Source organism: Microbispora sp. KK1-11 (genome assembly GCF_006874435.1).
GTDB classification, from domain to species: Bacteria; Actinomycetota; Actinomycetes; order Streptosporangiales; family Streptosporangiaceae; genus Microbispora; species Microbispora catharanthi.
In genome coordinates this window covers 43,840-59,376 of record NZ_VIRJ01000038.1, presented here as the reverse complement: position 1 = coordinate 59,376, position 15,537 = coordinate 43,840, and the positions used below count along the sequence as shown (strand labels likewise).

The following is a 15,537-nucleotide window of genomic DNA, read 5'->3' as shown; positions in this document are numbered from 1 at the left end:
CGGGGCCCGTGGGCGATGGGTGACCCTGTCACGGTGATGGCTGTCCCGTCCCACGGGGGGCAGAGTGGCCGGTATGAGTACCGAACACACACTCACCTGGTTCATCACGGGAGCATCCCGAGGCTTCGGGAACGTGTGGGCGCGGGCGGCGCTGCGGCGCGGCGACCGGGTAGTCGCGACGGCCCGCGACGTTTCCGCGCTGAAGCCGCTCGCCGACGAGTTCGGCGACGCGGTCCTCCCGCTGACGCTCGACGTCACCGACCGGGAGGCCGCCTTCGCCGCGGTGGCCCAGGGGGCCGAACGCTTCGGCGGCGTCGACGTCGCCGTCAACAACGCCGGATATGGCCTGTTCGGAGCGGTGGAGGAGGTCACCGAGGCACAGGCGAGAGCTCAGCTGGAGACGAACCTGCTCGGCGCGCTCTGGGTCACCCAGGCCGTGCTGCCCGGGATGCGGGAGCGCGGTCGGGGCCACATCCTGCAGGTGTCGAGCATCGGCGGCGTCGCCGCGTTCCCCATGCTCGGGCTCTACAACGCGTCGAAGTGGGGCCTGGAGGCGTTCAGCGAGTCGCTCGCCCAGGAGGTCGCCCCGCACGGGATCAAGGTGACGATCATCGAACCCGGCCCTTACGGCACCGACTGGAGCGGATCGTCGGCCGTCCACGCCGAGCCGCTCCCCGCGTACGAGCCCGTCCGGGAGGCCCGCCGGGCCGCCGCGGCGGGCAGGGTCCCGATCGGCCCCGAGGCCACGGCCGACGCGGTCCTCGCGGTCGTGGACGCGGAACGGCCCCCGCTGCGCCTGTTCCTGGGGAGTTACTGCCTGCCGATCGCGGAGCGGGTCTACACAGAACGCCTGCACACCTGGCGGGAGTGGCGCTCCCTGTCCGAGTCCGCAGACGGCTGACCCGGCGGCCGCCCCACCGGTCTTGGAGGCACCGGTCACCAAGCCCCCGGGCACGGTGGCCGTCCCGCGGTGTCGACGCCGGGGATCCCAACGTGGGCAACGCCTACCCGGCCCGGGCCGCTCCGGTGTGCAGCTCGGCGAACAACCGCTCCCAGGCCAGACGTATCCCGTCCATGTCGTACCGCATGACCGACGTCCTGGCCGCGTCGCCCAGCGCATGCCGTAGTGACGGGTCGCCGATCAGCGACTTCATGGCGGCGGCGAGCGCGCCGGTATCTTCTGGGGGAACCAGTAGCCCGTCCCGGCCGTGGGTGACGATGTCCGCGGGCCCGTGCGGGCAGTCGAAGCTCACGACGGGCAGCCCGTGGGCCATCGCCTCGATGAGCACCATGCCGAAGCCCTCATATCGCGAGCTGAGGACGAACATCGCCCCCTTGGCCAGCTCCTGTTCGAGTGTGGTCGTGCCGCCCATCAGGAAAGCGTGGTTGTAGAGATGGAGGCGGTGGATCAGACGCCGTAGCCTGCCGTGCTCCCTGCCGTCGCCGTAGATGCGCAGTTGCCAGTCGGGGTGTTCGGCGACGACCTCGGCGAACGCCTCGATCAGCAGGTCGAACCCCTTCTGGCGAGTGAGCCGCCCCGCCGCCACGATGATCCTGCCGTCGGGTGCGGCGGGAGCCCGGTCGGCGGGCGTCAGGCCGTTGGGGATGGTCGCCAGGCGGGTCCGCCCGCCGTCGAGCAGCGCCGCGTACTCGGCCGCGTCGGCGCCGGTGAGGCTGACCACGGCGTCCAGCCGCGGGTACCAGCGGCCGATCTCGGCGACGAGTTCGGGCTTGTGAGAGCGCAGGTACATGTGTTCCTGGGCGACCCGCACGACGTTCTCCGGGGCGTAGCGGGCGGAGAGCAGGTTGAGCGCGGGGCGGGTCGTGACCAGAACGCCGCCGTCGAGCGAGCGCAGATATCTCACGATCTTCTGGTCGCTCAGCCGGTTGAAGTTGGCGTAACGCACCTCGGCGGGGGGAACGAGCAGGCTCGGCCGGCGCCGGAGCCGGTCGCGGACGGGATGCCGCCAGCGCGGGCCCCGCAGGTCCGCCAGGACGCTCAGGCGGACGCGGGGATCGAGGGGAAACCTGGGCCGGTCCCTGGTCTGGAAGACGCTGACCAGTTCCACGTCGTGATCGGCGGCGGCCATGGCGTTGGCCTGATTGATCACTGTTCGAATGGTGCCGCCGACCCCGTAGGCGTTCATGATGAGGTAGCGGAGCTTCATGCCTGGACCGGCCTGGAGATCAGCGACAGGTTCTGCATCACCGTGTAGTACGGCTTGACGCTGACGGCGCCCGTTCGGGTCTCGCCCGTCTGGGCCGGGAAGGTCATGATCTTCTTCTTGTCGGGGATGTCGTCCAGGTGGCGTCCCAGCCGAAGCGGCTCCGGATCGCCGGGCAGTCTGAGATGGAGATCCCAGACCTGGCGGCCGTCGATCCGGCGGGATGCCACGGCCGAGACGACCAGTTCGACGGCGAAGGCCGCCTCGAACCGGCCGCCGTCCACCGTCGCCGGGCAGCTCAGCACGAGGCCTGGGCTGTCCCGGTTGGTGAGGATGAGGGTCGCGGTCGTCCGGGCCGGCGGAGTGGGGGCCGTGCCGACGATGCGGCCGATCACCAGGACTCTTCCGTCTCGCGGCCAGACCTGTTCCACCTCGGCCTGCATTGATGTCATCGGCCCTGCTCCCTGTGCGTTCCGCTTTCGCGGGGTAGCCTCAACCTACGAGCTCGATAGTAACTACTACTGCGATAGTAATTCGTTCTCAGGGAGGTCGGGTTGACCGACACGGGACATGGCGACAGACGCCCGGCGGGCATGCTGGAAGACGAGGTGCTCGCGGTGTTGTGGTCGAAGACGACGCCCGTGAGCCCGGGCGAGGTGCAGGCCGAGCTCGGCGGCTCCCTGGCGTACACCACGATCATGACCACGCTCGCGCGCCTGGAGCGCAAGGGTCTGGCCACCCGGCGGCGCTCGGGCCGGGGGTTCGTCTACGCCCCCGCGGTGGACGAGGCGTCGCACACCGCCGAGGCCATGAACGAGCTGCTCGCCCGCAGAAGTGACAGGGCGGCGGTGCTCGCCCAGTTCGTGTCACGGCTCAGCGCGGACGACGAGCAGATCCTGCAGCGGTTGCTCCGGGAGATGGACGACTGACATGCGGATCATCGTCTACCTGCCGTTCGTCGTGTCGGCGCTGCTGGGTCTCGCGATTCCGCGATTCGGGCGCCGGCTCGCGCCTGCCACCGCCACCCGGCTCCTGGTCGCGGCCGGCGCGGCGTGTGCGGCCAGCTCTGTCCTCACACTCGTCTTCCTCGCCAGCACCTACCTCGGTCAGGTGCCGCTGGTCGCGGCCTTCGGCGACTGGTCCGTGGGCCTGTTCGAAGCGCTCGACCCGGTGCCGCGGCCGGCCGCGCAGCTCGCGCTGCTGGCGCTCGCGGTCGTGGGGGCTCTGGCGGTCAGGACCGCGGTGCGGCAGGCCCTCGCGCTGCGGCGCGCGTCACGGACCTGCCGCCGCGCGTCCGCCGCCTTCGGCGGCCTGGTGGTCGTCGACGACCCGGTTCCGCACGCGTACGCCGTGCCGGGGGGCTTCGGCGATCCCGGCCGTGTCGTGGTGACGACCGGGATCCTGCGTGCCCTCAGTGCGGAGGAGCGAAGGGTCCTGCTCGCCCACGAGCGCGCTCATCTGCGCCAGCGCCATCACCTCTACCGGACGGTGGCCGCCGTGGCCGCCGCACTGAACCCGCTGCTGGCGTCCCTGCCGCGGGCGGTGGAGTACACCACCGAGCGCTGGGCGGACGAGCGGGCGGCCGAGGAAGTGGGCGATCGGAGGGTCGCGGCCCGCGCCATCGTCAAGGCGGCGCTGGCCGGCGGGGAGCATCAGCGGCGGGCGGGCCTCGCCGCCCTCGCCTTCGGCCATGGCGACGTGCTTCCCCGGGTCAACCATCTGCTGACCGCCCCGCCGCGTCGCCGTCCTTTGACGGCGGCCGTACTGATCGTGGCCGTGGCCGCCTGTCTCGTCGCCACCAACGAGTCCCGCGCGGATACGGAGTCCTTGTTCGAAGAGGCGGAGTCTTCTCCGCCGATCGTGCACGTGGTTGCCGGCGGGCACCGTGCGGGCGTGGCGGAGACGCAGGCTCTGCGTGGTGCGCCGCTTCGGACAGGATGCCCGGCCGGGGTCGAAGCCGTGGCCGGACGTCCGTGCGTTTCGCTGATCAAGGGAGTTCCGTGATCCTCAGGCCTTCGCCTGTCCTTTAAGTCTTCCGCGAGCCGCGGAGTTCGCCTGAGTTGTCAATGAAAGTTTCATTGCCGGGCGGTCTCCGGATCCGACCGGACTTCCCCGCAAATCCTTCCCGGAAGAGTGGGAGCGGCGAAATTCCGGCCGACGCCGGACTACGCGCGGATGACGGATGAGGCGCCACCCGGTGCGAAACTTGGGCGGTGGAGACCTCGGTGCCAGGGCGAGCCGAAACACGGCTGCAGGCCAAAATACTTACGCGATTGCGTGACGCCGGTCCGCAATCTCGCATTCAGCTGTCGGAACACTTCGAAGTGTCACGTACGACGATCGGGGCGGAACTCGGCCGGCTTACGGCGCTTCAACTCGTCGAGGGAATCGGGCCGGCCGCGTCTCGTGGAGGGCGCCGGTCGACCGTCATCGATCTCGCAGGCCGGGTCCGGTTCGTCGGCGTCGCGATCGGCGCGACCTCGGTGTCCGCCGCGGTCACCGACGGCAGGCTGCGCGTCCTCGCATTCGAACGCACCGAATGCGACGTACGCCAGGGTCCCGAGCCCGTGCTCGAACTCGCCATGGAACAGAGCCGCCGGCTGCTCCTGAAATTGGGAGTGGACCGGCCGATGGGAGTCGGCGTCGGCGTGCCCGGCCCGGTGGACTTCTCGCGCGGTATCCCGGTCTCGCCGCCGATCATGCCGGGGTGGGACGGTTTTCCGGCCCGCGATGTTTTCGGCAGGAAGTTCGATTGTCCGGTCGTACTGGACAACGATGTCAATGTAATGGCCCTGGGCGAACAACACGCCGGTGCGGCCGGCACCGCCGAGAACTTCCTGTTCGTCAAGGTCGGCACGGGCATCGGCTGCGGAATCGTGGCCAAGGGTGAGCTCTATCGCGGCGTGGACGGGTGCGCGGGGGATATCGGGCACATACCGGTCGCCGATTCCGGCGAGATCTGCGCCTGCGGCAACACGGGATGCCTGGAGGCGTCCTTCGGCGGCGACGCGCTGGCCCGCGACGCGCTCGCCGCGGCCCGGTCCGGGCGCTCGCCCCTGCTCGGGGAACTCCTCGAACGCGACGGCACGCTGACCGCCGCGCAGGTGGGCGAGGCGGTCGCCGCGGGTGACGCGACGTCCGTCCAGATGGTGCGCGACGGCGGACGGCGCGTGGGCGAGGTGCTGGCGGGCCTGGTGTCGTTCTTCAACCCGAGCCTCATCGTGCTGGGCGGTGGGCTCACGCTGCTGGGCCACGTCCTGCTCGCCGAGATCCGCGGCGCGATCTACCGCCGCTCGCCGCCCCTCGCCACCAGGAATCTGCCGATCACGATGAGCGACCTCGGCGCGCAGGCCGGCGTCATCGGCGCGGCCAGGCTCGTGAGCGAGGAGGTCTACGGCTTCCCCCGGTGATCGGCGCTCGCACCGGACGGTTCGCCGATGGCGAGATCCGTGCCGCACGGGATTGCATGATCATGCATTCCCGTGTATATATTCTACTCGTGTCCAAGGTGCTCACTTCTCTGCCTGTCGGCGAGCGTGTCGGGATCGCCTTCTCCGGCGGCCTCGACACTTCGGTAGCGGTCGCGTGGATGCGGGAGAAGGGTGCAGTGCCGTGCACCTACACCGCCGAAATCGGCCAGTACGACGAACCTGACATCGCCTCGGTGCCGGGGCGTGCCACCGCGTACGGCGCGGAGATCTCCCGGCTGGTCGACTGCCGGGCGGCCCTGGTCGAGGAGGGGCTCGCGGCTCTCGCCTGCGGGGCGTTCCACATCAGGTCCGGCGGCCGCACATACTTCAACACCACCCCGCTCGGGCGGGCCGTCACCGGCACCCTGCTGGTGCGCGCGATGCTCGAGGACGGCGTGCAGATCTGGGGAGACGGCTCCACCTTCAAGGGCAACGACATCGAGCGGTTCTACCGCTACGGTCTGCTCGCCAACCCCTCCCTGCGGATCTACAAGCCCTGGCTGGACGCCGACTTCGTCAACGAGCTCGGCGGGCGCAAGGAGATGTCCGAGTGGCTGCTCGCCCACGGGCTGCCCTACCGGGACAGCGTGGAGAAGGCCTACTCGACCGACGCGAACATCTGGGGCGCGACGCACGAGGCCAAGTCTCTTGAGCACCTCGACACGGGCATCGAAATCGTCGAGCCCATCATGGGCGTGCGTTTCTGGGACCCCGCCGTCGAGATCGCCACCGAGGACGTCACGATCGGCTTCGAGCAGGGACGTCCGGTGACGATCAACGGCAAGGAGTTCCCCTCCGCCGTCGATCTGGTGCTGGAGGCCAACGCCATCGGCGGCCGGCACGGCCTGGGCATGTCCGACCAGATCGAGAACCGGATCATCGAGGCCAAGAGCCGGGGCATCTACGAGGCGCCGGGCATGGCCCTGCTGCACGCGGCCTACGAGCGGCTGGTCAACGCGATCCACAACGAGGACACCCTCGCCAGCTACCACATCGAGGGGCGGCGGCTGGGCCGGCTGCTCTACGAGGGCCGCTGGCTGGACCCGCAGGCGCTGATGCTGCGCGAGTCGCTGCAGCGCTGGGTCGGCATGGCCGTGACCGGGCAGGTGACCCTGCGGTTGCGGCGCGGTGAGGACTACTCCGTGCTGGACACGTCCGGACCGGCGTTCAGCTACCACCCGGACAAGCTCTCGATGGAGCGCACCGAGGACTCCGCCTTCGGCCCGGTGGACCGCATCGGGCAGCTGACGATGCGCAACCTCGACATCGCCGACTCTCGCGCCAAGCTGGAGCAGTACGCCAGGCTCGGCATGGTCGGCAGCCAGCAGCCGGCGCTGATCGGAGCCGCCCAGGCGGCCTCGACCGGGCTGATCGGCGCGATGCCCGAGGGTGGAGCCGAGGCGATCGCCTCTCGCGGCGAGGTCTCCACCGAGGAGGAGCTTCTCGACCAGGCCGCCATGGAGCTCGGCACCGACTGACAAGCACGACCGGGGCGCCCGCTGTGCCGGGCGCCTCGGCATGCGCGGCCCGGCAGGTCAGACGTGGGCGCGGGGAGTCAGGAGCTCGGTGATCCGGACGAACCCGTCGGAGCCGTGGCCCTGTGCGATGACGCGGCGGGCCCAGCCCTCGGCCGCGCGCATCACACTCGCGTCGATGCCGTGGGCCTCGGAGGTGTGGACGATGTGGGCCATGGACGAGGCCGCCGAGGTGATCGGGTTGCCCTCGCCCGAGAATCCGCCGCTGTCCACTTCCGCCGCCGCCTCCTCGAAGATGGGCGGCAGGATCGCGCCGATGCCCTTGGCGAACGGCGCCAGCTCCCGCGCGGTCACCCCCTCGGCCCGCGCCACCGCCAGCGCGTGCGCGTAGCCCGCCATCGCGGTCCAGAAGACGTCGAGCAACGCGATGTCGTAGGCCGCCGCCCGGCCGATCTCCTCGCCAAGGTGGGTGTGCGTGCCGCCGAGGGCGTCCAGCACCGGCCGGTGCCGCCGGTAGAGCGTCTCCGGGCCGCTGTGCAGGAACACCGCGGCCGGGGTGCCGATGGTGGTGGTCGGTGTCATGATCGCGCCGTCGAGATATCCGATGCCGTGCGCGGCCGCCCAGGCCGCGGTGCTCCGGGCGCGGTCGGGCGTGTCGGCGGTCAGGTTCGCGAGCGTGCGTCCCCCGAGCGCGCCGGCGACCGCGTCGCGCCGCACGACGTCGTCCGCCGCGTCGTAGTTCACCACGCAGATCACGGTCAGCTCGCTCGCGGCGACCGCCTCCTCAGGTGTGGGCGCGCCGTACGCGCCCCGCTCGGTCAACTCACGATCCCTGCCCGGTGTCCGGTTCCAGACCGTGGTCCGGACACCGGCGTCCAGGAAGGCCCCGGCCAGGGCCCGGCCCATCGGGCCCAGGCCGAGCACGGTGACGGCAGACTGTTGGGCGTGCCTGTTCATGTCTCAACTCCTGCGTGCATGACAGCGATGGCGCTGAACGGGATGGAAAGATGACGCGTAGCCGTGCCAGGGACCTGAACGTCTGCGGGGTCACCGCCGCGATCGCCGTGATCGACGGCAAGTGGAAGACGATCCTGCTCTGGCTCCTGGAGACCGCTCCGCGTCGCCCCGGCGAGCTGGTCCGGCGGCTGCCGGGCCTCACCGAGAAGGTGCTGACTCAGACGCTCCGGGAGATGGAGGCCGACGGGCTGGTGCACCGTGAGGTGCACGACGGCCGTCCGCTGAAGACCGTGTACTCACTGACCGATTTCGGCCGTGAGCTGTCCGAGGCGCTGGCGCCGCTGTCCGACTGGGGACATCGCCGCCTGGAGAAGCTTGCCCTGGAGAAGCCGGCCCGGGAGGCGCCGGCCGAGGATGCGCAGGCCGGGGAGGCGCAGGCAGAGCCCCTCTCCGTCTCCTGACGCACCGCCGTCACCCCCGTTCCCGCCTGAATCCGGCGGCCTTCCGGCCGCCCGGAACCAAGCTTCACGCCGCTCAGGACCGGCCGACAAGTACCCACAAAAAGGTGGGTAGGCCGCGGAGTCGGCCGGACGACGGTTCTTTGCAGTGTGGCGTACGTTCCCTTTGCGCGGGTAGCGCGGCCCTTGTTCGCGGGATCGACCGCCGGAGGGGAGGCGCGGTGGCAATGCGGATCGAGGACTACGGGCTGCTCGGCGACCTGCACACGGCCGCGCTGGTGGGGCGCGACGGATCGATCGACTGCTACCCGTCACCGGGCGGCAGCTCGGCAACACGCCGCAGGCGTTCAGCCACGTCGGGCGTGAACGTCGCCCGTCACCTGTCCGGCACCCGGCCGGCCGAGTACGTCGCCCACGGCCACGATCGCGTTGGAGGTGAGCGCTGATGCGCGCTCTCACCGTCGTTCCGCTGCAGAAGGACTCCCTGGCCGTCACCGAGGTCCCCGATCCCGAGCCGGGCGAGGGGGACCTGCTCGTCGAGGGTCTCGCCGTCGGCGTGTGCGGCACCGACAAGGAGATCGCCGCCGGGGAGTACGGCTGGGCCCCACCCGGCCGCGACCGCCTGGTCATCGGCCACGAATCGCTGGGCAGGGTGCGGCAGGCGCCTTCCGGCAGCGGCTTCGCCCCGGGGGACCTGGTGGTCGGAGTGGTCCGGCGGCCCGACCCGGTGCCGTGCGGCGCCTGCGCGCACGGGCAGTTCGACATGTGCCGCAACGGCCGCTACACCGAGCGCGGCATCAAGGAGCTGGACGGATACGCCAGCCAGAGCTGGGTGGTCGAGCCCGGCTACGCCGTCAGGCTGGATCCCGGACTGGCCGACGTCGGAATGCTCCTCGAGCCCACCAGCGTCGTCGCCAAGGCCTGGGACGAGGTGGAGAAGGTCGGCGCCCGGGCCTGGTTCGCGCCGAAGACCGCGCTGGTCACCGGCGCCGGGCCGATCGGCCTGCTCGCGGCGTTGCTCGGCGTGCAGCGCGGGCTGGAGGTGCACGTCCTCGACCGGGTCACGGACGGCCCCAAACCGGCCCTCGTGCGGGACCTCGGCGCGGTCTACCACGCCGAGGACGCCGGGGAGGTCGCCGCGAAGGTGCGCCCCGACGTCGTCATCGAGGCGACGGGCGCAGGGCCGGTCATCTTCGCCGTGGCCGCGAACACCGCGCCGTACGGCATCGTCTGTCTCACCGGCGTCTCCTCGGCCGGGTGCCGGATCACGCTCGACGCGGGCAGCCTCAACCGCGACATCGTGCTGGAGAACGACGTGCTCATCGGCTCGGTCAGCGCCAACCTCGCCCACTACGCCGCCGCGGCCGACGCCCTGGGCAAGGCCGACCTCGCCTGGCTGAACCGGCTGATCACCCGCAGGGTGCCGCTGGAGTCGTTCCGCGACGCCTTCACCGCCGGGCCGCAGGACGTCAAGGTCGTCGTCGAGCTGTGACGTCTCACACCAAGAAGATCAGCATGGCGGAGAGGCCGAGGGTCACCGCCACGAAACCGGCCGTCCTGGGCTGCCGGGCGGCCTCCCGGCGAGAGGAGACCACCAGCAGGGCGCCCACGGCGAGCGCCGCCACGAGGTGCAGGCCGTACCACACGGGAACGGGCACCCTGGCAAGGAAGGTCTCGGACAGCAGGTCGTCGGCGGAGCCGTAGCCGCCGAGCGCGGCGGCCGCGGCCAGGCCCAGCACCGGGAGCGCGTACCGGAACCGGCCGAGCAGGGCCCAGACGACGGTCCCCAGGCCGAGCAGGACCGCACTGCGATGGTGAAGTTGCCGCACGAACAGGCCGCCGCGCACGTCGAAGCTGATGTCGAGGATCGAGTCGTAGGCGGCGGACATCTGGACGCCCCGCAGCGGCTCGTAGCTGCCGGTGTAGCCGACCGTCTCGCCGCTCGGCACGTAGGAGAAGGCCAGGACGCCGCCCGTGATCAGGAAGACCGCGAAAAGGTAGACGAGCATCTCACCCATCGCCTGCCTCGTCCGATCCATCGGCACATTTCAGCACATGCGTGCGCTTCAGGGGGGCGGAAACAGCTTCAGGGGGGCGGAAACAGGGGAACGGCCTTGGCGGGTGTCTCGCGGGTCGTGAACGGAACCGGGCTGAGCGCGTCGAGGCGCTCGGCGAACTCGGTCGCGAGGCCGGTCAGGACCAGCATCCCCGTCGCCGTCTCCGACACACGCTGCTGCGCCACGATCAGGGCGGTGATGCCGGTGCTGTCCCAGTAGGTCACCGCGGAAAGGTCGATCACCAGCCCCGGCGCCGGTGTGCCGGAGACGAGCTCCCCGACCGCCGCGGTGATCTCGGGGGCCGCCTGCTCGTCGAGGGCGCCGTCCAACTCCAGAACGGTGTGCGACTCGAGACGGCGCAGCCGTGGAGTGGCGGACCGATGCGACGCGGGTCCGGGGAGGGTGAAGTCGGCCGTGGCGAGGGTGCCGTCCGGACCGGAGTCGATCGTGAACCGGTCCGACAGGTAGCGGGCGAGCCACAGCCCGTGCCCGTGCCTGACCGGCCATCCGGCGGCGTCGTGCCCGGGCGTGCCGGAGTCGCCGACCTCGCACCGCAGCACGCCGTCGAGCTGCCAGATCCTCGCCCGTCCGGTTCCCGAGCCGTGGAAGACCGCGTTGGTGGCGAGTTCGTGGACGGTGAGAACCAGGTCCACAGACCGTCCGTGGGGAAGCCCGGCGTGGACGACGTGTGCTTCCAGCGTCTCCCGCAGGGGATAGAGCGACCCGCGGTCGAACGCGTGGTCGAGGATCAGCACCGGCGTAGCGGTGCTCCGCTTCCCGCTGCCGGAGCCCGAGGCGACGTGGGAGGCGTGGTTGGTTCCGTCATCGCTCATGCGCGGTCACCAGGCTGATCCCGGGAATGCCCTGAGCGCCGAGCAGCACGAACCGCGGCACGATGGCGGGGTTGCATCGCAGGACGACCGTGCGGGCGGGGGCCAGGCTCCGCGCCACGTCGATGATCGTCCGGGTGCAGGAGAGATCGATGAAGGACAGCTCGGCCATGTTGATCGTGACGGGGCCGTCCGTCCTGATCGCCTCGCTCAGCGCCACGGCCAGGGCGTCCTCGGCCGCCCGGTCGATCTGTCCCGCCATCCGGATGCCGGGCGGTGCGTACTGGCGGCAGATCCGCAGCAACGGGTCGTCGTAGTAGGTGGCCGCGGCGACCGCCCGCGTGTGGAACGGGGAGACCGAGGCGAGGGTGACCGGGTCGAAGCGTTCCCGGTCGTACTGGCACAACACCGACACACTGCTGTCCGACAGGATCGTCGCGATCTTCTCCTCGAAGGCGGGCAGCTGCTCTACACCGTGGACCGGCCGCAGCGCCCAGCCCATGTCGAGGGCCACCCGCAGCCCCGAGTAGCCCTCGTGCGAGGTCTGCTCCATCTGGGAGCTCAGCCACCCCATCGCGTGATCCACCGAGAAGACCTGCCCGGACAGCAGGCCCTCCTGAGACGCGACGACGTCCATCCGGCCGCTCGCGGTGGCGGACCGCACGGCGATCCCGCGGCGGTTCAGCTCGGCCAGCGCTCCCTGCGGCTCCTCGCACAACCAGACGACGCGCAGCCCTCCCGCCAGCCCGTCCCGGACGAACGCCGCGGTGAGGTCGAGCAGTTCTTCCGGCTCGCCGAAGGTCAGGCACGCGTGATCGTTGATCGCTAGATCCGTGATCTGCACCTCAGCACCGACGGTCACCGCGCCACCACCCCCGGGCAGTCCCGGCCGCCCACCGTCTCATCGGGCTACCCATCCTAGTGACCGGCATTCGTCAAGAATCGGTCTCGGATGGCAGGAGGGCTACAGGTACGTCGGCGTACGGCCGGCTCGGTCGCGGAACATCCACCAGTTCCAGACCTGGGAAAGGAGCATCAGCGGCACCATGACCGCGGCGAAACCGGTCAGCAGCCGCAGGGTGCCCGCCTCGGCCATCGCCTCCGCCAGCCGCAGGCCGGTGCCGGGTGCGCCGGAGGAGACCAGTACGAAGGGGTGCAGGCCTGCACCGAGGGCGACGACGGGCAGGGCGGCCGCGCACGAGGTCGCGGCGAAAGCACGGCCCTTACGGCCCGAGCGCAGCAGAGCCGCCCCTGCGAGGAGCGCGACCACCAGGGCCGCGCCGGCCACGAGGGCGGGCCACGGGTTGACGAGGGCGTGCCGCGCCGAGGAGAGGAAGCCGGTGACGAGGACGGCGGCCGCCGCCACGGCCGCCACGAGCAGGGCGCGACGGCCGGCCCTCGCCGCCCGCGCGCTCGGCTCGCCGCCGGTCCGCCACGCCAGGAAGGACGCTCCGTGCGCGAGGAACACCGCGGTGGTCGTGGCGCCGCACAGCAGCACGAAGGGGTGAAGGAGGTCGGCCGGTCCGAGCGAGAAGGCGTTCCGGGCGTCCAGCGGCACCCCGGCGAGGAGGCGGCCGGTCACGAGCCCCCACCCCACGGCGGGCACCAGCCCGCCCAGGAAGATCAACCCATCCCAGAGGCGGCGTGCCGAGGCGCCCCGGTGGCGGCTGCGCAACTGTACGGCGGCGTTGCCGACGACGATCCCGGCCAGGATCGCCGCGAACAGGAAGTACATCCCGGACAGCAGCCGCCCTTCCAGGAAGGGGAAGGCGCCGAACAGCACCCCGGCTGCGGCCACCAGCCAGACCTCGTTGCCGAGGAAGAACGGGCCGAAGGCGTTGAGCAGCGCCCGCCGCTCGCGGTCGTCACGGCCGAGCCAGGGGGTGAGCATCTGCACGCCGTAGTCGAAACCGGCCAGGACGAAGTAGCCGGCGAGCAGCAGCCCGAGCAGGGCCGGCCACAGGAGTTCGACAGTCACGAGGGCTCCTCTTTCACAGGGCGAGCGACGCGGTGGGCCGCTCCGCCTGCCCGTCGCCGGGTGATCCGCCCAGGTCGGTGTCGGCCGGGCCGCGGCGGGCGTACCGGGCGATCAGCGCCCAGTCGGCGACCGCCAGCGCGAGGAACACCCCGCAGAACAGGACCAGGGACGCCGTCATCGAGCCGACGGGTGACCGCGCAGCGGCCGTGGTGAGCTCGCCGTACACCGCCCACGGCTGGCGTCCCACCTCGCGCAGCAGCCATCCGCCGAGCGCGGCGACGAAGGGCAGGGGCACCGCGACCAGCATCAGGTACGCCGCGGGGCGGAACCGGAGGTACCAGTCCCGGTAGAGCAGGACGAGGGCCACGACGATCAGCAGGAAGATCAGATAGCCGACGCCCTGCATGACGTCGAAGGCGGTGGCGATCCAGGTGGGCGGCCGGTAGTCCCCCGCGCCGAACCGCTGCGCCAGTTGCGCCTGCACGTCCTCGACCCGCAGGGAGCCGATGTCGTCGATGTGGCCCCGCAGGGTCGCCGCCTTCATCGGCTGGGTGTCCACGAGCGTCGGGATCTGCACGAACCCGTAGTAGAGCGCCACGAACGCCGCGGGCGTGGCCACGAACAGGCCGAGCCGCAGTGACGCGCGGAAGAACTCCCGCTCCGCCGTGCGCTTGAGGAAGTGGTAGGAGCTCACCCCCGCCACGAACACTCCGCCGGTCATCAGCGCGGCGGTGCCGGCGTGCACCAGCGCGTTGATCGCGTTGGGGTTGGTGAGCATGGCGCCGAAGTCGGTGAGGTAGGCGACGCCGCCGCGCACCTCGTGCCCCACCGGGTGCTGCAGGAAGCCGTTGGCCACCATGATCCAGTACGCCGAGGCGTACGCGGTGAGGGTGACCAGCCAGATCAACGTGACGTGCACGGCCTTGGGCAGCTTCCCCCAGCCGAAGATCCACATGCCCAGGAAGGTGGACTCGGCGAAGAAGGCGACGATCGTCTCGAGTGCGAGCGGCGCGCCGAAGACGTTGCCCGCGTATTCGGCCAGCCCGCTCCACGCGAGCCCGAACTGGAACTCCATGACCAGGCCGGTGACGATGCCCAGCACGTAGTTCACGACGTAGATCTGGCCCCAGAACCGGGTCATGCGCTCCATGAGCGGTGCGCCGCCGAGGGCGTGCCGGGTGTGCATCACCGCGATCAGCGGGGCGAGGCCGAGGGTGAGCATCACGAACAGCCAGTGGAAGCCGGCCGTCGTCGCGAACTGCAGGCGCGCCAGCGTCTCGTCCGTCATCGGCGTACGCCCGTCACCCGGCGAGGAGAGGTCAGGGGTGCGTGGTGGAGCGGCAAATCAGCCCTTTCCTCGCAAAGTCCGCAAGAGTGGACGGATCATATCCTCACACATCTCGCGGCAGGGTGATCGGGCCGCCGGCCCGATCAGGAGGACGAGCGGGCCGCTCCGGCGGAGCCGAACAGGATGCCGTCGAGTGTCATGGTGAGGTAGCGGGTCAGCTCGTCGGCCGACATGGCCGCGATCGGACCGTCGGCCAGGACGTATCGGCTGAACGTGACCCCGATGAGGTGCGCGCCGAGCAGGTCGACCCGCAGCGCGACGTCCGGGCCGGTGAGCACGGTGCGGTAGGCGGAGATGCTCTCCTCGCGCATGGCGCGCAGCAGTCCCTTGGCGGCTTCCTGGTCGCCGGCGGCGCTGCGTACGAGGGCGATGAAGGGATCGGCGCTGTCGGCCGACTCCATGCGGGCGACGTAGGCATGCGCGACCCGCCCGGCCAATCCCTCGGCGTCTCCCTGGACGCTGTCGGCGAGGTCCCGCGTCCCCGGAACGGCGGCGAGGAAGAGCTGCTCCTTGGACGAGAAGTGCATCACCACGAGCCCGTGGGTCACCCCTGCCCGCTGCGCGATCTCCCTGATGGTCGCCTTCGCGTACCCGCGCTCGGCGAAGACCGAGCGCGCCGCGGCGAGGATGGCGGCTCGTCGTGCCTCGGGGTCGCGCACCCGCTTCCTCGTGGGCGCGGGCGTGGGCTCCGCGGAGTCGGCCTGTGACGCGTCAGACACCATGCCGCTTACTGTACACGTGGACAGTAGCGGCGATGCAGGCGTACATTACTGACCAGATGGTCATTAGGGACCTCGCA

General features: G+C 70.9%; 17 protein-coding genes. 8 read left to right on the top strand and 9 right to left on the bottom strand.

What is annotated here, in order from left to right; genetic code table 11:
* Nucleotides 1-73 precede the first annotated feature (73 nt).
* The gene (locus tag FLW16_RS37325; protein WP_142565575.1) at nt 74-901 is read left to right on the top strand and encodes an SDR family NAD(P)-dependent oxidoreductase; all 828 of its coding nucleotides are present in this window, start codon (nt 74-76) and stop codon (nt 899-901) included.
* Nucleotides 902-1,004: 103 nt separating this feature from the next.
* Here the strand turns inward: FLW16_RS37325 and FLW16_RS37320 are convergent, their stop codons facing one another.
* Together FLW16_RS37320 and FLW16_RS37315 are read right to left on the bottom strand one after the other, a co-directional pair.
* The gene (locus tag FLW16_RS37320; RefSeq protein WP_142565573.1) at nt 1,005-2,168 is read right to left on the bottom strand and encodes a glycosyltransferase family 4 protein; all 1,164 of its coding nucleotides are present in this window, start codon (nt 2,166-2,168) and stop codon (nt 1,005-1,007) included.
* Nucleotides 2,165-2,617 (bottom strand): hypothetical protein, encoded by a 453-nt coding sequence (locus FLW16_RS37315; protein WP_142565571.1) that lies wholly within the window; start codon nt 2,615-2,617, stop codon nt 2,165-2,167. Before FLW16_RS37315 ends, FLW16_RS37320 begins: the two co-directional genes overlap by 4 nt.
* 102 nt (nt 2,618-2,719) lie before the next feature.
* Here FLW16_RS37315 and FLW16_RS37310 point away from each other — a divergent pair, with 102 nt between their 5' ends.
* The 4 genes from FLW16_RS37310 to argG all read left to right on the top strand — a co-directional run bounded on the left by FLW16_RS37310 (nt 2,720) and on the right by argG (nt 7,113).
* Complete coding sequence (locus FLW16_RS37310) at nt 2,720-3,094, top strand: BlaI/MecI/CopY family transcriptional regulator (RefSeq protein WP_260616012.1); 375 nt, start codon at nt 2,720-2,722, stop codon at nt 3,092-3,094.
* Nucleotide 3,095: 1 nt separating this feature from the next.
* Nucleotides 3,096-4,169, top strand: coding sequence for a M56 family metallopeptidase (locus tag FLW16_RS37305; RefSeq protein ID WP_142565569.1), 1,074 nt, complete (start codon nt 3,096-3,098; stop codon nt 4,167-4,169).
* A 320-nt stretch (nt 4,170-4,489) separates the two neighbouring features.
* Nucleotides 4,490-5,575: an ROK family protein gene (locus FLW16_RS37300; RefSeq protein WP_260616011.1), complete on the top strand. Its 1,086-nt coding sequence runs from the start codon at nt 4,490-4,492 to the stop codon at nt 5,573-5,575.
* Nucleotides 5,576-5,664: 89 nt separating this feature from the next.
* Nucleotides 5,665-7,113: an argininosuccinate synthase gene (argG, locus tag FLW16_RS37295; protein ID WP_142565565.1), complete on the top strand. Its 1,449-nt coding sequence runs from the start codon at nt 5,665-5,667 to the stop codon at nt 7,111-7,113.
* A 57-nt stretch (nt 7,114-7,170) separates the two neighbouring features.
* On the opposite strand, the gene FLW16_RS37290 is transcribed toward argG, so the two are convergent.
* Entirely contained in the window at nt 7,171-8,067 is an 897-nt protein-coding gene (locus tag FLW16_RS37290; protein WP_142565563.1) for an NAD(P)-dependent oxidoreductase, read from the bottom strand.
* 50 nt (nt 8,068-8,117) lie between these two features.
* Between FLW16_RS37290 and FLW16_RS37285 the strand changes: the two genes are divergently transcribed.
* The 3 genes from FLW16_RS37285 (at nt 8,118) to FLW16_RS37275 (ending at nt 10,017) form a co-directional block, all read left to right on the top strand.
* Nucleotides 8,118-8,528 carry a helix-turn-helix domain-containing protein gene (locus FLW16_RS37285; RefSeq protein ID WP_260616010.1) on the top strand — a complete coding sequence of 137 codons (411 nt, stop codon included), beginning with the start codon at nt 8,118-8,120 and terminating at the stop codon, nt 8,526-8,528.
* A gap of 218 nt (nt 8,529-8,746) precedes the next feature.
* Nucleotides 8,747-8,971 (top strand): hypothetical protein, encoded by a 225-nt coding sequence (locus tag FLW16_RS37280; protein WP_142565561.1) that lies wholly within the window; start codon nt 8,747-8,749, stop codon nt 8,969-8,971.
* Nucleotides 8,971-10,017 (top strand): glucose 1-dehydrogenase, encoded by a 1,047-nt coding sequence (locus FLW16_RS37275; RefSeq protein WP_142565559.1) that lies wholly within the window; start codon nt 8,971-8,973, stop codon nt 10,015-10,017. Before FLW16_RS37280 ends, FLW16_RS37275 begins: the two co-directional genes overlap by 1 nt.
* A gap of 4 nt (nt 10,018-10,021) precedes the next feature.
* Here FLW16_RS37275 and FLW16_RS37270 read toward each other — a convergent pair whose 3' ends face one another.
* The 6 genes from FLW16_RS37270 to FLW16_RS37245 form a co-directional block, all read right to left on the bottom strand.
* Entirely contained in the window at nt 10,022-10,564 is a 543-nt protein-coding gene (locus FLW16_RS37270; RefSeq protein ID WP_142565557.1) for a hypothetical protein, read from the bottom strand.
* 47 nt (nt 10,565-10,611) lie between these two features.
* Nucleotides 10,612-11,415: an STAS domain-containing protein gene (locus FLW16_RS37265; RefSeq protein ID WP_142565555.1), complete on the bottom strand. Its 804-nt coding sequence runs from the start codon at nt 11,413-11,415 to the stop codon at nt 10,612-10,614.
* Complete coding sequence (locus FLW16_RS37260; RefSeq protein WP_185949761.1) at nt 11,405-12,274, bottom strand: MEDS domain-containing protein; 870 nt, start codon at nt 12,272-12,274, stop codon at nt 11,405-11,407. The genes FLW16_RS37265 and FLW16_RS37260 overlap by 11 nt, the downstream gene beginning before the upstream one ends.
* A 102-nt stretch (nt 12,275-12,376) precedes the next feature.
* Nucleotides 12,377-13,390: a cytochrome d ubiquinol oxidase subunit II gene (gene cydB, locus FLW16_RS37255; protein WP_142565551.1), complete on the bottom strand. Its 1,014-nt coding sequence runs from the start codon at nt 13,388-13,390 to the stop codon at nt 12,377-12,379.
* 13 nt (nt 13,391-13,403) lie between these two features.
* Nucleotides 13,404-14,678: a cytochrome ubiquinol oxidase subunit I gene (locus FLW16_RS37250; RefSeq protein WP_142565549.1), complete on the bottom strand. Its 1,275-nt coding sequence runs from the start codon at nt 14,676-14,678 to the stop codon at nt 13,404-13,406.
* Nucleotides 14,679-14,821: 143 nt separating this feature from the next.
* The gene (locus FLW16_RS37245) at nt 14,822-15,460 is read right to left on the bottom strand and encodes a TetR family transcriptional regulator (protein ID WP_142565547.1); all 639 of its coding nucleotides are present in this window, start codon (nt 15,458-15,460) and stop codon (nt 14,822-14,824) included.
* Nucleotides 15,461-15,537: the final 77 nt, after the last annotated feature.

What these genes read in the sequence shown, in the direction of transcription:
- FLW16_RS37325 (WP_142565575.1), top strand. Translation starts at nt 74, where the DNA reads ATGAGTACCGAACACACACTCACCTGGTTCATCACGGGAGCATCCCGA.
- FLW16_RS37320 (WP_142565573.1), bottom strand. Translation starts at nt 2,168, where the DNA reads ATGAAGCTCCGCTACCTCATCATGAACGCCTACGGGGTCGGCGGCACC.
- FLW16_RS37315 (WP_142565571.1), bottom strand. Translation starts at nt 2,617, where the DNA reads ATGACATCAATGCAGGCCGAGGTGGAACAGGTCTGGCCGCGAGACGGA.
- FLW16_RS37305 (WP_142565569.1), top strand. Translation starts at nt 3,096, where the DNA reads ATGCGGATCATCGTCTACCTGCCGTTCGTCGTGTCGGCGCTGCTGGGT.
- FLW16_RS37290 (WP_142565563.1), bottom strand. Translation starts at nt 8,067, where the DNA reads ATGAACAGGCACGCCCAACAGTCTGCCGTCACCGTGCTCGGCCTGGGC.
- FLW16_RS37285 (WP_260616010.1), top strand. Translation starts at nt 8,118, where the DNA reads ATGACGCGTAGCCGTGCCAGGGACCTGAACGTCTGCGGGGTCACCGCC.
- FLW16_RS37275 (WP_142565559.1), top strand. Translation starts at nt 8,971, where the DNA reads ATGCGCGCTCTCACCGTCGTTCCGCTGCAGAAGGACTCCCTGGCCGTC.
- FLW16_RS37270 (WP_142565557.1), bottom strand. Translation starts at nt 10,564, where the DNA reads ATGGATCGGACGAGGCAGGCGATGGGTGAGATGCTCGTCTACCTTTTC.
- FLW16_RS37265 (WP_142565555.1), bottom strand. Translation starts at nt 11,415, where the DNA reads ATGAGCGATGACGGAACCAACCACGCCTCCCACGTCGCCTCGGGCTCC.
- FLW16_RS37250 (WP_142565549.1), bottom strand. Translation starts at nt 14,678, where the DNA reads ATGACGGACGAGACGCTGGCGCGCCTGCAGTTCGCGACGACGGCCGGC.
- FLW16_RS37245 (WP_142565547.1), bottom strand. Translation starts at nt 15,460, where the DNA reads ATGGTGTCTGACGCGTCACAGGCCGACTCCGCGGAGCCCACGCCCGCG.